The sequence below is a fragment of the Lentimicrobiaceae bacterium genome (genome assembly GCA_020636745.1).
In the GTDB taxonomy this organism is placed as follows: Bacteria; Bacteroidota; Bacteroidia; order Bacteroidales; family Lentimicrobiaceae; genus Lentimicrobium.
Map to the genome: position 1 here is coordinate 113,142 of JACJXH010000004.1, position 15,296 is coordinate 128,437.

Here is a 15,296-nt window from a genome sequence, read left to right on the forward strand (position 1 = left end):
ATTTTTCAATATAAAACGGAAGAGCTGCAGTCACCTGCAGCTCTTTCGTTTTATTAAGTCTTACCCTCAGGCCCTGAGGCTACATTTAAAACCTGTATGGATTTGGCATTGATTTTTCGGTACCATCACTCATATGCACATGTAAATCAGGCTGATTGAGCAGATTCATTATCTGTTCTTTTCCGGTAAGTGCAGGAGAATAAGTTAACCTCAACACCATTCCATTGTCTGTAAATAAAGTAGCAAACCTGACCACCCCTTTCTCATTGCTCAAATGACTGAGTAAATACCAGGGCATATCAGTCAGTTCAGGATCGGCTCCGTCAATAAAAGGCACATCCAGTGAATCAAGCTGTGATGGCTGATAGCTTTCAAAATCATTAAAATCAAGGACAACCGGTTCATATTTCAGACTTAAATATGCTGACAAGGATATCGCCTCTTCCTTAAGACGGATAGAAGCCACTTTAAAATCGGTTTCAGCTTCATAGGTCTCGCCTTCAAATGCCCATTTCAACTTTTCCTCTTCAATCAATTGCTTGATTTTATCAGTATTAAGCAACCGGCTGTCGAAATAAATGAGAGCATGTACAGGTTCTCCAAAAACAGTTTCAAAGGCCAGAATACCTTTAACCTGTTTGAAGCGAATTTCCAACAACATGGCATCATTTGGGTCAAAAAACTGATCGATGGCAGCTTCGGCAACTGCTACTGACGACAGACCCTGCGCAGGAGGTGCAACAATTGAACTTACCGGCGTAAAAATAGCCTTTTTAATTTCCTCATCAGTAAGAACAGATTTGTCGTAAAACACTTTAATGCTATGATCGGAAACAAATGTTTCGACACCCAACACCCCCTTAAGCTCTTTCATATGATTAGCAAACGACATGGAGCTACCATAGCATTTAATGCTTGTAAGACCTGCCTGGCGATAAATACCGGCTTTGCTGATCTGTTCGGATGTCCCCCACCGGATATTAATGGTAGGGATATCGGTAAATGATGCAAAAACAAGGCCTGACACTACTAAAACAACCACAGCTGCGGCCGGCAGCCAGTTTAATTTCTTACGGTTAATCATCAACGTATCCTTCTCAGGACATTGGGTTATACAATCGCCGCAGAGGTGACAATCAATATGCTCAACCGAAGGTTTATCAGAGATTTTAATGGCCATCGGACAAACTTTATCGCAAATTCTGCAGGAAGTGCACGTATCAGCATTGCGGGTTATTTTAAAGAAAGGCATCCCCAGGAATTTAAGCCTGGTTGTTTCAAGAATCATTCCGGTAAGGCACAAGGCGGCTAACAGCCATATCCAACTGATTGAGATTCCGGCTACAAGCGTTAAAAGCATATAAACGCCCGTTATTCCCAGGAAGAAATAGCCGTATGTAAAAATATTGGATGCCGCGCTGAGCGGGCAAAAATATTTGCACCACAACTGGCGAACGAAGAAAGAGCCGGGTATTGCCAGAAAAAGTGCCATAATAGCGTAACTGAGTACCACATCAGAACTAAATCCTGAAAAAACAGCATAATAGGGATCAAAGGTTTTGCAAAACAACTCGCTGCTCGACACACTATAATAAAAGGTAATAAAAAGAATAGCATACTTAACCACCCGCAACAAACGATCAGCCATTCCGCTGATTGTAATATTCAGTTTCATTTTCCTTCCCAGGCGGCTCAGCCATTCTGTAAAAGTTCCAATCGGGCAAATGTAACTGCAAAAGAGCTTGCTAAAGATAAAAATGCCAAGCATCAAGGCCAGCCCCATTGAAATTTGAGTTGTAGTCATTGAACAAGCCAGAGAGCTATTGGCCAGAAAAGATGAGAATGCCTGCAATCCGCCAAACGGACAATAAGCCTCAAAATCAGAAGTATAAGTTTTATCAAAATAAGGACGGATTACAAGGTAAGCCAGCATGAGCACTACAAGCCATTGTAATACCAGGCGATAATAATTCTTTTTAACGACTCTTGCCATATGAATTTGAGTTATTGATAATTTAAAGCTCAAATGTAAAAACTTATTCAGCCCGCCTGCATCTGTCATCTAATTCAGAATGTTTATAAACAGCAATAGCAAGATGAAAGCGGGAAGAAGCTCAAAAAATTTGTAAGTTTGATTCCATGAATCAGCCATACATGAAAATGATAAATATCCTGAAAGCAACACTGCTATTGGCAGGAATAACGATAAGCATTACAGGAAAAGCCCAGCAGGAAACAAAGCCTGCGAATGAGTTCAAAATCATGTTTTACAATCTTGAAAACATGTTTGACCCGTTTGATGACACGTTAAAAAATGACAATGAATATCTTCCTTCAGGTATCAGAGGCTGGACATGGAAGAAATTTGAGCGTAAACTACAAAACACGTCCAAAGTTATCATTTCCGCGGGCGGCTGGCGTCCGCCTGAAATTGTGGCCATGTGTGAGCTTGAAAACCGCTTTTGCTTGATTCAATTGCTGAAACGAACACCACTCAGCCGCTATGACTATAATATTATCCATCATGAATCACCTGACGCCAGAGGTATTGATGTTGGACTGATATACAGGCCTGATCGCTTTCAAGTGCTCAGCCACAGAGCCATTCCGGTTATTTTTGAAGGTGATTCAGTGGCAACAACCCGCGACATCCTATACGTAAAGGGGCTAACCAATCAACATGATACGCTTCATTTATTTGTAAACCACTGGCCTTCAAAATTCGGAGGAGCCGCAGCTACCATTCCCAGAAGAAGAGATGCCGCACTATGCTTAAAGCGGGTCACCGATTCAATTGCAGCTGTTAACCCACAGGCTTTGATAGTTATCACAGGTGACTTTAATGACCAACCAACAGACGAAAGCATTGCCGTTCATCTCAACGCCCGTTATGGCCCGGCTGACACCACAGGGTACTTTTTGTATAATCTGATGCAGGAAATGATGGGCAAATGGGATATAGGCTCCAACAAATTCAGGGAAGAATGGAGTATAATAGATCAGTTTATTGTATCATCAGCACTACTGAACAAAAAAGAAGGACTTCGCTTGTCAGCCCAAAAAGCAGAAATATTCAGAGCGCCCTTTTTATTGGAAGATGACAGGAGTTTTAATGGCACCAAGCCTTTCAGAACATTCAGCGGCCCCACATACCAGGGCGGCTTTAGTGATCATCTTCCTGTTTTACTTCATTTGCAGTATTGATCATTGATGTGCAACGAAATATTTTGAGTTGGCTGATTGCTGATATAAAGGGAACAGTCATTCATTCAAATTTTGCACCCAGGCTCCTGACTCACGCACAGAATAATACGTCAAACGGAGCTTGCTCGCTTCTTCTGCCCATTTCTTCGACTTCCATTGTGCATTAGAAGCATCAGCAATAAAGGTTGCACCAGGAAAATACGCCTGCAACATCCGGAGGCTGGCTTTATAGTTCGATGTTAGAATCACATAATCGAGTCTTATCGTTTTTTCAATTTCCGGCAGATTCACTAAAGGAGATAAAACGATGCCTCTTTTATTCCCGAATTGAAAAAATCCATGATCAAAAACCAATGATTTTCCTAACATATGGGAATGGGGATTTGTTGCCGAAAAATCAATTAGATTAAAATGCCTGATGCCTGCCTTTACCCTGAACGACTCTGTGGGATAATTGAGCAGTTGGGGATTTACAATCAAGCCTGAGTCACACATTACCCATTGATAATCCCCGCTTACCATACTGATGGCTGAATGCCTGTTTACACTGTGAACCATCAATAATTGCTGATTTGCTCTACCGATTGCTATAAATGCATAATCAGCGGCCAGTATGACACAGAAAAAAATTGCAGCCATAAACCAACGCCTGTTTTTCTGCAAATACCATAAAAACAAAGCAATAACAACAAAATAAACAACAATAACTGAGATCGGTGAAAGATAAAGCGCTTTGCTGACAGCCCCGGGCAAACCTTCAACAAAAGACACTGTATTATTCAGTATTTTAATCTGCAGTATCAACAAAGTAGCGACAATTTTCCCTAAAACTGGAATAAAGGAAAAAAATATAAAAAGCACGCCGGTATAAATCAACACACCAGCCAAAGGAATGGCAATCAGGTTTGCCAAAAGAAAGTAATTGGGAAACTGATGAAAATAATACACTGACAAAGGGGCTGTAACCAATTGAGCTGCCACTGAAACACTGATAAGACCCCAAAAATATTTTGAAACCACGTGAACAGGGGCAAAAATCTTCTGAATATGAGGTTGAAATGTAACAATACCGCCCACTGCAGCATATGACAGTTGAAATCCCAAATCATAAATCATTCCAGGAGTGATAACAAGTAAAATAAAAGCTGAAGCTGCAAGTGTGTTATAAGTGTGTGCATGCCTGTTCAGCGATTTGCCAACTGTGATAAGTGAAAACATCAGCGATGCCCTGAGTACAGAAGGTGCAAACCCTGTAATTAAAGCATAAGTCCAGATAACCAGTATTATCAGAGAAGGCCGAAGCCAAACCATCTTTTTTCTTTTTCTTAAGAAATAAAACAGGTAATCAGCAATCAGAAAAACAACACCAACATGCAAACCTGAAACACAAAGAATGTGTACGACTCCTGCTCCAGCATATTCACGACGCTGATTGGCATCAAGCATATCATCATATCCTATCAGAAGCGCGGCAGCAACAGCATATTCGCGCCCCTGAATACCATATTGCTGCATTGTACTAAGCAAGCGGGCCCGCATATTCAGAGCAAAAGCTTTAAAAATATTACCTTTCCCCTTGCCCGTTATGATATAGCTTCCCCTGGCAAGATATACCTGATGATAGACTCTTTTTACACTCAGATAACTGGCATAATTAAATTCGCCCGGATTTGCAGGTTTCCTTACCAAATCAGGCAACTGTGAAAACATGATTTCAGTGCCATAGGTCAATGAATCGACCAATGAGTCTTTAGCAACATAAGCAAGCAATTTGCCTTTTACATGATAAACTTTATTATCCAGAAAAACCCGGGTTACCGATAAAAAAAGCCGGGCTGAGTTAGCTCTTTTTTGCGGTGCTTCAAGTAAAACTGCAGTATATACAGGCTGACTGTCCACCTGAATTTCAGAAAAATGATTGTGGTGAGACTTTTCATTTTCCAGGAAAGACAAATAGTACCCAGTAAACAGCAACTGAACATTGATCACCGCTCCAATAATCCATCTGAAATGATAGGATGCTAACCGCCCACGAAAAAAAAGAAAAACACCAATAAAAGGCAAAGGTGCCAAAACCCAAAAGGGAAGGAAAACACTATCTAATTGAAAAACGCTATAAAGCAAAATGCCCCCGATAAACGGAAGCAATATGCGTATAAACGGGAAACGGGTCCAGACTTTCAAAACTATAAGTTGATTTTATCCTTTTATACGGGATTGTTTTCAACTTATAAATATATAAATTTTAAGAATAGTATAATAAAATTTATGGTCGTTAATAAAATATTGAAGAGCGATACTACTTGCAATATTTTTTCAGCATCTCAGCGGCTACATTGTGCCCCATTTCAGCTGCTTTTGTCCAATCTTCGCAAGCTTCAGAAATTTTCCCGCTTCGCTGAAAAGCATAAGCTCTGTTATTGAGGAGCTCCGCATTTTTGGGTTGCCTGGCTATACCCAATGTATAATCAGAAATAGCTTCACTGTACATTTTCATCATAAACCGGCAATTTCCACGGTTATTAAGCGATTGAGGATATTCAGGATCTATTTCAAGCGACTTGGTAAACATCTTCTCTGCTTCAGCATAATTTTTCATATTTGCCAGGGCTGTTCCTTTATTGTAATACGCCAAAGCATGGACCGGAACTTGCGAAATGGCCAGATCATAAGCCTCAATCGCTTCGGCATTTTTGCCCATTTCCGACAATGCAATCCCTTTATAATCCAATGCATCAGCGAAATCAGGCGACAATCTGATAGTCGAGTTGAAATCAGCAAGAGCTTCGTCATTCCTTTTTTGCTGCAAATACATCTGACCTCTGAAAAAATAATATACAGGTTCACTGGGCTTTATTGCGATGGCTTTGGCAAAGTCAGCCTCTGCACCTTTAATATCTTTAAGTCCCCATTTTGCCCTTGCCCTATAAAAATATGCATCTGGATTTTCAGGCGCCAATTCCACTGACTTTGAATATTGTGCAACCGCTCCCTTCAAATCTCCGCTTAAAGCCAGTTGAGTTCCTTTGCGGCGTTCATCTGAGCCTTTACCTCTGAAAGTAATCCGGCTTAGCACATCATCCTTAGCCGTTCTCTTTAAAATACTGGTATTTTTCCCTGCCTGAAATTGCGTTTCAAGAGGAATGACATCAAATCCCGGACCTGAATCAGACAAAAGAGCACCTTTTGTTGTCACTGTATCAGCCGGTACTTCATCAGCTGAACTGTTAACTGCAGCTGTATCAGCAGAAATTGAATCGTTTTGGGCCAATTCGGCATGATGCTTACCTGAAGAGCAGGAGAACGTTAACACGAGAATACTCATGCCAAGAAAGCCAGATAAAGTCACTGTTTTTTTCATCGAAATCAGAAAGCTATAGTTATCATTTGAGAAATTAGTTTCAATAATCATATGATTTTAAGCCTGAGCAGGCTTTGTTTTTATGAAATTCAGAATTACCTCTGCCGCTTTAGCTGACGCCCCTACTCCACCGAGTTTAATACTAAGCTCGTGATAATCATCAAGCATTTTAGTCCGGTATTCATCATTGTATAAAAGGGCATTCAATTCATCAGTAAGTTGCCTGACATTTAAATCATGTTGAATCAACTCCTTCACCACAAGCCTGTCCATAATGAGATTAACCAATGAAATATATTTAATCTTAATCAACTGCCTGGCAATAAGATATGACAAATACCCTCCCTTATAGCAAACTACTTCAGGAGTTCCAATCAATGCCGTTTCAAGGGTAGCCGTACCAGATGTAACCAAAGCAGCTTTGGCATGACTTAACAGGTCATAAGTGCGATTCATGATCACCTGAACATCCTGATGCACTTCAAACTGATGATAAAACTCTTCACCAAGTGAAGGAACGCCTGCAATCACAAACTTAACTTCTTTGAAATGCTCAGCAACTTCCAGCATTACAGGTAGTACCTTTTTAATTTCCTGGCTGCGGCTACCCGGCAATAAAGCCACTACAGGTTTTTCGTCACCAGTATTCAGAGGCATTACTTGCTTCCGGGCAAGCGCATCAAGCAATGGATGACCAGTAAATTCAACCTCAACTTTATGTCTTGCATAAAAGTCCTTTTCAAAAGGCAAAATTACCAGCATTTTATCAACGACCTTTCTGATGATTTTCACTCTTGATTGTTTCCATGCCCATATTTGAGGTGAAATATAGTAGATAACAGGGATTTTCAATTTATGAACAAAGCGGGCAATGCGAAGATTAAATCCGGGATAATCAACAAGAATAACGGCATCTGGCTTAAACTGCTGAATATCAACCTTGCAGAACTTAAGATTTCCCATGATGGCGCGCAAATTAAGCAGAACCTCCAGAAACCCCATAAATGCCAGGTCACGGTAATGTTTCACAATATTTGCACCCTGTGCTTGCATAAGATCGCCCCCCCAGCAACGAAACTCTGCCAGTGGATCACCATTTTTCAATTCACGAATAAGATTTGAAGCGTGCAGATCACCAGAAGCTTCTCCTGCAATGATGTAGTATTTCAATGCTTATGAAAATATGAAAAGTTAATAATTCAATATTCGTTTATCCGTTTCAACGAAAGAAAACCTTTTATCACCTCAAAACATTATCAGTGAAAAAGGCTGACAGGTTTACCTTCAACAAAGACAAAGTACACAATGATGAGTATGAAAACGATGGCAAGCGCACCTATACCGGCTTTGTCAAATCTAAGTTTGCGCATATAATACCTCATCAGAAACAAAGCAGGGACAGGAGACAGCAGCATCAACTTGTTTACTGGAGAGCTTTCCGGAAGAAGAGGATAAACCAGCGGCCCCAAAAAAAGAATCATGATGGCTGCTGCAACAGACAAAATAAGCGCTGACAATGCTCCGACAAAAAAATTATCATTTTTCCACATAATCACAACTAATTCGGTTAATTCATACTCCCTGTTTCCAAATCTTTAAGCAAAGGTATGGTTTTATGAGATGTAAGGTCAAAATGCACAGGCACTACCGAAACATAATTATGATGGAGCGCCCATTGGTCGGTATCTTCGCCCTCGTCGCGGTTACGAAAAACACCGGTAAGCCAGAAATAATCACGTTGGTGGGGATCTTTACGGTGATCAAATTTCTCATCCCAAAATGCCATAGCCTGCCTCACAACCTTAATTCCCTTGATTGGCGCACCATTTACAGCTGGAATATTCACATTCAGGCAAGTATAATCAGGCAAACCCTCTTTAAGCACCTTACCGGCAATGGAAAGAATATAAGGTTCACACTTACTGAAATCGGCATCAGATGCATAATCATTCAATGAAAAACCAATAGAAGGGATATTCTCCATTGCTCCTTCAAGAACAGCCGCCATTGTGCCCGAATAAATCACATTCACCGATGCATTTGACCCGTGATTAATGCCGGAAACAATAAGATCAGGATTACGTTCCATAATTGCTTTCTGCCCAAGTTTAACGCAATCGGCTGGAGTTCCACTACATGAATATTCACTGTAGCCTACTTCTTCGGCCAGTTTATGAACCCTGAGCGGAGAAGAAATGGTGACGGCATGACCCATGCCAGACATAGGTTTATCTGGTGCAACCACAACTACATCGCCTAGTGTACGCATAATCCTGATAAGGTTTCGGATGCCTTTGGCATGTATACCATCATCATTGGTAATTAAAATCAGAGGTTTGCTCATTGAGTATTCTTATCTTAAAAAATGCAACTTAAAAAATGAAAATGAAGAAATTACAACCCGGTGATGAGAACCATTATCCTAACAAAAGGTTCATTTATCCGTTGCTCTTTGTTTACCATCAATAGTAGTAACGCCTGCACTTACAATAAATTTCATCACTTCGGCTGGCGGAGCATTGAGTGGGGTTATATTTTCAACAGGAACTATAAAAAGATTACCAGAAAAATTATATGAATGGGGCAGATAAACAGCCACTTTTTGATCAGAAATACCCAGATTAGACAAGTCTTTCTGGGTAATAAATCCCATTTTCTCCAGGTTGGCCTCTTTGCTCACTTTCACCAGAACCGGCTCGGTAAACCGACGCTCTTTGCCAACAAATGCTGACATAAAATCTTTTATAGAAGTATAAATTACCTTAACAAGTGGAGCCTGACTTATTAATTTATCGAGATAGGCCAGTAAAGGTCTGAAAACAATAGACGAGCCTAAAAAACCAATAATGGTAATGGTTATTAAAATCACAACCATTCCCAATCCGGGTATTCTGATTCCGAAAATACCCAAAATTACATCGGTGAGAATCCCGTCCACTACATTAAATGACACTACAATAATATATATTGTTAGAGCCAGAGGAGCCGTAAATAGCAAGCCCTGAAGAAACCATGAAAGCAGGCTCTTCGATATTTTTCCTTTTGACATGGTGCTAATATTTTGATTACAAACAATTTAACCATTAAACAGGTTAAGCGTATTACATTGCAAAGATAGACATTGCTGTGTTATAAAATCAGGAAACAGGAAGAATAGGGCTGCTCAGGTAGCCAACAATGAACAAAAACCAGAAATGCGTGACATACATGATGCCCATAGGTTTTCCACGACCTGAAACCTAATGAGCAGATAACATTATAAAACTTCCAATTAAAATAGGTTTTGAAAGCATGCTTATCAGCCTTGTATGAACCGGCGACTTAAGATCACAATCTGTTAAGTTCGTCAGTATTATCGATAAATTTATTTAGCTCACAATACAAGCGCTGAACGGGCAGTCCCATTACATTGTAGTATGAGCCATCAATCCTTTCAACGCCAATATATCCAATCCATTCCTGAATACCGTAAGCTCCGGCCTTATCCAATGGTTTAAAGTTATGCACATAAAAATCAATCTCATCCGTTTCCAGTTTCCTGAAATAAACATCTGTATTCACGAAAAAAGATGTTGATTTATCAACAGTTCTCAGGCAAACGCCTGTAGCAACGGTATGCTTTTTACCCGACAGCCGGCCGAGCATCAACCTTGCTTCAGCTTCATCAGCAGGCTTCCCAATACATTCATTATCAAGCCATACAATGGTATCTGCAGTAATCAGCAGGCTATTCACCGGCAAATCATCAAAGTCAAACGCATCAGCTTTTGCCCGGCAAATATGTAAAGCAATTTCTTCGCAAACCAAATGCGCAGGAAAAGCTTCATCAGTTGGTTTAACTTTAATATCAAAGGAAAGCCCTAACTCGCGCAGCAGCATTTGCCTTCGCGGAGACTGCGAAGCTAAAATAAATTGATATCCGGAATTATTTAACACTTTCATCATCATCAACATCAGTTACAAACAGATTGCCAAGGGAATCATTCCCAGAATACCAATCAGCATTACCAGTTTCATCAACAAACTAACAAAATGAAAATCAGCTTTTGATTCGGATTTCAGCACTTTGAAAGCAATAAAAACAAGGGGTACGCCAACAGCCAGGATAAAATATAAGGATGGAATTGTCAATTGAAATTCAAAAAGACTCCAGCTAAAAAAGCCAATCAACACCATAGTTAAAACGAGAAGCAACACAGCCAGCCGGCGTGTAACAGCCATTCCATAAACAAGAGGTAATGTCTGGCAGGCAGCTTTCAGGTCGCCTTCTGCATCTTCAGCATCTTTTACTATTTCCCTGACCAACGAAAGCAAAAAAGCGAAACAAGTAAAAACCAGCACAACTTTAGTAATAAGATGAAGGCTGGTATAAACCATCATAAAATTGCCAGCCTGAAGCCTCAGTGCAAAAAATTCAAACAACCAGACAATAACCGGAACAATAGCTGACAAAAAGGCCACAACCAGATTCCCAGCGAGAAGTAATTTCTTATATCTTTCAGAATAAAGCCAAAGCAGCAGTATAATCATCGGAAAAATCATGCCTAACCGCCAGGCCCCCACCATCCAAGAAAGATAGAATCCAGCCACAATAGCAAAACCGTTTAAAAAATAATAAAGCCTGAAAACCATTTTTTCCGAAAAAAATCCAGAAACAAACAGGCTTTCAGGCTTATTCACCTTATCAGTTTCTACATCAAAGTAGTCGTTGATGATATAACCTGCAGCTGCAGTAACTACAGTAACAATTACCAGCAGAATAAAGAGGAAGTTACTTAAGGCAGGTTGTATACCCGCTTGCGAATAAACCGGACCAATAATAGCAATACGTACCAATACCTGGGTAAGTATGATAATAATGAGGTTGGGCCAGCGAATAAAGCGCAGGAAAGACGAGACAGAATCAAGAAAACTTTTCAAAATAAGCTTGAATTACCAGTGATAAGCATTGCCATTCATCCATTTTCCCTGAACCTTCATCACCTGTTCAATAACATCGCGAACACAGCCTTCGCCACCATTAAAATGAGAAATATAACTGCATATATCGCGAATCTCCTGAGCAGCATCTGCCGGACAAACAGGCATACCAACCTTTTTCATCACATGATAATCAGGAATATCGTCACCCATATAAAGTACCTCATCGGTATTCAGGCCATTTTCAGAGATATATTTGTCAAAAACCTCAAGTTTATTTTCAACGCCTAAAAAAACATCAGTCAGTTTAAGTGCATTGCAGCGGTGGCGCATTGATTCGGAGTATCCTCCCGAAATAACAGCAATTCTGTAACCGCTCTTGACAGCTAATTGCAGCGCATACCCATCCTTCACATGACCAGTCCGGAGCTGATCTCCTGAATTTGTAATTAAAATTACGCCATTGGTAAGTACACCATCATAATCAAAAATGAAGGTCGTAATTCCGGAAAGTTTTTCTTTATAATTTGACATGACTTATCATTTAACAGGCCTTGCCTGAATTTTTAAGTTTTACAATATGGCTACTGATTAATTTGTAAACCTCGGCAAGTTCGGGATTTTGCTTCAACAACTCAAGATGCTGGTCAATGGTTGGCCAGTCAGCTCTCACAGCCGGGCCGGTTTGCAACTGGGCAGCATCGCCGCCTTTTAACCGCAAAGCTGTTTCCTGAATCAAAGGCAAAAGTATATCAGGGTTAACATCGCAATTTGCCAGCAAACAATCGGCAACCGCATACATATAATTGGTAAAGTTATTAGCAAAAACAGCGGCAAGATGAATAGAAGCTCTTTGCAAAGAATCAAGGAACCGCACATCTGACGACAACTTCCGGGCTACGGCAGCGAGGGCTATTTCAATCTCGGAAGAAGTTCCTTCAATACAAAATGGCACTTTAGCAATATCAGGGCTGGAATGTTTTGTAAATGATTGCAGGGGGTAAAAAACACCTCCCTGAAGCCCCTGACGGGAAATAACGTCAAGAGATAATGAGCCGGATGTATGCGCAACAATCCCTTTAAACCGGCCTGATCTCCTTAAATCTATAGCTATATCAGGAATTGCCTTATCGGGAAGTGCCAGAATTAATAAATCAGTATCCATGCGCAGATCTTCCAGAGACTCAACTGGCAATGCATTTACTATTGCAGCGAGTGCTGATGCATGATGCAGGTTTCTGGAACAGACATTCCTGATGACCAAACCAGCCCTTTTGAGTGCAGGAGCAAGATTTGACGCAACATTGCCGGAACCGGCAAAAGAAACAGTTTTAATTTCAGGAAGAGGCATCACAGATGTTTGCTGCGAAGGTACAAAATTAGCATGAAATGTTACTCAGCTGCCTGCTTTGCTTTTACTGCTCTTCTCCAAACGCTGACTGTCACACCAGTAAACATGATAATTGTTCCAAGCCAAAGCACCCATATCCATGGGAAGAACATAATCTTTAAAGCTATAAATTCAGCTTGCTTTTCAAAAACACCCATATGGATAGTTTCAGGTTTGTCTGAAACTTTTTCAAACTGAAGCTTAACACCCTGGTTTTTCAATTCAACAATGCCACTTTCGGCATAACTATCTTTAATAGAATAAGTCATTGGATAACTTTTCCATAATCCTGTTGAATCAGCCGCTTTTATCACTGCTGTAATGGCAACTTCAGTAACATCCTTATTAACAGAAGCAAGGTAAAGCGAATCGAAAATAACTAAGGAGTTCCCAATCATCAGCGAATCACCAAGTTCAAATTCAGCACTGCCAGCATAAACATAACCATCAGGTAAACGCTTTGATTTATCATTTGCGAAAGTGATAAACATAAAGACATCGCCCAAAAGCATATTACGAGTATCGGGATTGTACACATTCCCCATTCGGCTATTATACTTTATAGAAGGATAAACAGAGTACAAAACTTCTAATTTCTGATCAGTTCCCTGTTTCAGAAAATCTATCTGGTAAAAAACTTCATCACGATCTTCCTTACTATCGCTGAAACAAACCAGGTAATCACCCATTTGCTTGGGCTCTCCTTTATAAAGCATGATGTTATCACCACTTCCTGTTGTTCCGCTTTTGCCAACACGTGAAAGCGTAATTGTATTAGAGAACGCGATGAGAACGCCTAACAAAAATATGCCAAATCCAACATGAGTGAGTGCAGCACCAATGTTGGCCTTGCCACCGGCAAACCGGATAAGGTAAGCGAAAGAGGTGAGAATAGTAAAAATGATGCTAAACAGAAAAATACCATGGATAACCACCATGTTTTTATCCATAATAAATCCGGCGATGGCCAGTAACAAAGCCAGAATAAAAGGAACAGATATTCTCCGGAGAAATAATTTTATATCATTTTGCCCATACACAACATATTGGCCAACACCCAGCAAAACAGCCACCAAAATAGCGAAAGGTGTTTGCCAGGTATTATAAAAACCAACAACATCCGAAGGAGGCGCAAAACCAGTACCAAAAATTTTATTCACAACCGGCACTGAAGTAGTACTGATAACCTGAAAAGCAGATAAAATCAACACAATAGCTCCGTACAACATCATAAAATCTCTGGTAAAAAAGGCCGGCAGGTCGTTAACGGCTATACTCTTTCTTTTGCTGAAAAGCATCCAGGCGGGAACAATTGTAAATACAGCAGTAAACAAAATAAGTTGAAAGCTCCTTCCATCATCACCAAAAGCATGAACAGAAGTTTCGCCTAACACACCTGATCGGGTAAGATAACTGGCGTATAAAACCATGACAAACCCGAGAAAAGACAGAATATATGTCCCCAGATAGAATTTATCCCTTTTATAAGCCAGCAACATATAGTGTAAAGCAGCAACAAGCACAAGCCATGGCACAAGTGAAGCATTCTCAACCGGATCCCATGCCCAAAAGCCTCCGAAAGTAAGCGACTGATATGCCCAGGCGCCGCCCATTATCAAACCAATGCCCAACAAGCCAATAGTAAGCGAAATCCATGGCAATGTTGGCTTCAACCAATATCTCTTATCATTCTGAATGAGAGAAGCAAAGGCAAAAGCAAATGGGAAAATAGCTGTAGCATAACCCATAAAAAGCAGTGGCGGGTGAATTACCATCCACGGATTTTCAAGCAAAGGATTCAAGCCATTCCCATCAGTAATAAGACTGAGGTATGATGGATTCCTGAAGAAATCGTTACCCATATTTTCCGGCACCAACCTTAGCAACTGAAACGGATCGCTCCCAAGTGATAATCCAGCAAAACGATAGCCCAGCACCATTGACATCAGAAACATTTGCGCAAAAATAATCACCATCATTGCAGGAGCTTCCAGCTTTCGCGAAGTATACATCGCTCCAATCCCGAATGTACCGATGAAAAAAGCCCAAAGCAGAAAACTTCCTTCCTGCCCTGCCCAGAAACTGGAAATAATATATTTTGCAGGCATGAACGAAGAAGAATGCTTATACACATAAGCATACTCAAAGTAATGATTTACAATTATATAAAAAAGCGCCAGACAAATTCCAACTATGGAGAAAGTCTGAACAAGATAGGCTATACGGGCCATTTTTCGCTGAAAACCACTTCCTGCCCTTTTTTTCGCAACCTGCAGGTAAAAATACAACCCGGCAAAACCTGATAAAAAAGATAAAAAAATCAGAAATCGTCCGATTGCACCAGGCGTAAGATGCTCTCCAATATATGCAACGTCTGTCATAAGTAGATATTTGTCAGTATTTAAACATTTGCTTAGCTTC

Annotated in this window: 13 protein-coding genes; 1 reads left to right on the forward strand and 12 read right to left on the reverse strand. The window is 40.4% G+C overall.

Features of this window, described 5'->3' with window-relative positions:
- Positions 1 to 85: 85 nt before the first annotated feature.
- On the reverse strand, positions 86 to 1,993 hold the full coding sequence (locus H6541_07710) for a 4Fe-4S binding protein (protein MCB9015664.1): 1,908 nt from the start codon (positions 1,991 to 1,993) through the stop codon (positions 86 to 88).
- Positions 1,994 to 2,154: 161 nt separating this feature from the next.
- Between H6541_07710 and H6541_07715 the strand changes: the two genes are divergently transcribed.
- A complete protein-coding gene (locus tag H6541_07715; protein ID MCB9015665.1) occupies positions 2,155 to 3,204 on the forward strand; it encodes an endonuclease in 1,050 nt (349 codons plus the stop codon).
- Positions 3,205 to 3,261: 57 nt separating this feature from the next.
- On the opposite strand, the gene H6541_07720 is transcribed toward H6541_07715, so the two are convergent.
- From H6541_07720 to ccsA, 11 genes are all read right to left on the reverse strand, one after another.
- A complete protein-coding gene (locus H6541_07720; protein ID MCB9015666.1) occupies positions 3,262 to 5,388 on the reverse strand; it encodes a ComEC/Rec2 family competence protein in 2,127 nt (708 codons plus the stop codon).
- A gap of 115 nt (positions 5,389 to 5,503) precedes the next feature.
- Positions 5,504 to 6,616 carry a tetratricopeptide repeat protein gene (locus tag H6541_07725; protein ID MCB9015667.1) on the reverse strand — a complete coding sequence of 371 codons (1,113 nt, stop codon included), beginning with the start codon at positions 6,614 to 6,616 and terminating at the stop codon, positions 5,504 to 5,506.
- Between the two features lie 6 nt (positions 6,617 to 6,622).
- Positions 6,623 to 7,735: a lipid-A-disaccharide synthase gene (lpxB, locus tag H6541_07730; GenBank protein ID MCB9015668.1), complete on the reverse strand. Its 1,113-nt coding sequence runs from the start codon at positions 7,733 to 7,735 to the stop codon at positions 6,623 to 6,625.
- 86 nt (positions 7,736 to 7,821) lie between these two features.
- Complete coding sequence (locus H6541_07735; GenBank protein ID MCB9015669.1) at positions 7,822 to 8,115, reverse strand: hypothetical protein; 294 nt, start codon at positions 8,113 to 8,115, stop codon at positions 7,822 to 7,824.
- Between the two features lie 17 nt (positions 8,116 to 8,132).
- Positions 8,133 to 8,909 (reverse strand): 5'/3'-nucleotidase SurE, encoded by a 777-nt coding sequence (gene surE, locus H6541_07740; GenBank protein MCB9015670.1) that lies wholly within the window; start codon positions 8,907 to 8,909, stop codon positions 8,133 to 8,135.
- A gap of 90 nt (positions 8,910 to 8,999) precedes the next feature.
- Positions 9,000 to 9,614 carry a DUF502 domain-containing protein gene (locus tag H6541_07745; protein ID MCB9015671.1) on the reverse strand — a complete coding sequence of 205 codons (615 nt, stop codon included), beginning with the start codon at positions 9,612 to 9,614 and terminating at the stop codon, positions 9,000 to 9,002.
- Between the two features lie 278 nt (positions 9,615 to 9,892).
- On the reverse strand, positions 9,893 to 10,501 hold the full coding sequence (gene maf, locus H6541_07750; protein ID MCB9015672.1) for a septum formation protein Maf: 609 nt from the start codon (positions 10,499 to 10,501) through the stop codon (positions 9,893 to 9,895).
- 21 nt (positions 10,502 to 10,522) lie between these two features.
- Positions 10,523 to 11,485, reverse strand: coding sequence for a geranylgeranylglycerol-phosphate geranylgeranyltransferase (locus tag H6541_07755; protein MCB9015673.1), 963 nt, complete (start codon positions 11,483 to 11,485; stop codon positions 10,523 to 10,525).
- 12 nt (positions 11,486 to 11,497) lie between these two features.
- Positions 11,498 to 12,019 (reverse strand): HAD-IIIA family hydrolase, encoded by a 522-nt coding sequence (locus H6541_07760; protein MCB9015674.1) that lies wholly within the window; start codon positions 12,017 to 12,019, stop codon positions 11,498 to 11,500.
- Positions 12,020 to 12,029: 10 nt separating this feature from the next.
- Entirely contained in the window at positions 12,030 to 12,836 is an 807-nt protein-coding gene (locus tag H6541_07765; protein ID MCB9015675.1) for a DUF2520 domain-containing protein, read from the reverse strand.
- Between the two features lie 41 nt (positions 12,837 to 12,877).
- Entirely contained in the window at positions 12,878 to 15,256 is a 2,379-nt protein-coding gene (gene ccsA / locus H6541_07770) for a cytochrome c biogenesis protein CcsA (GenBank protein MCB9015676.1), read from the reverse strand.
- Between the last annotated feature and the right edge of the window lie 40 nt (positions 15,257 to 15,296).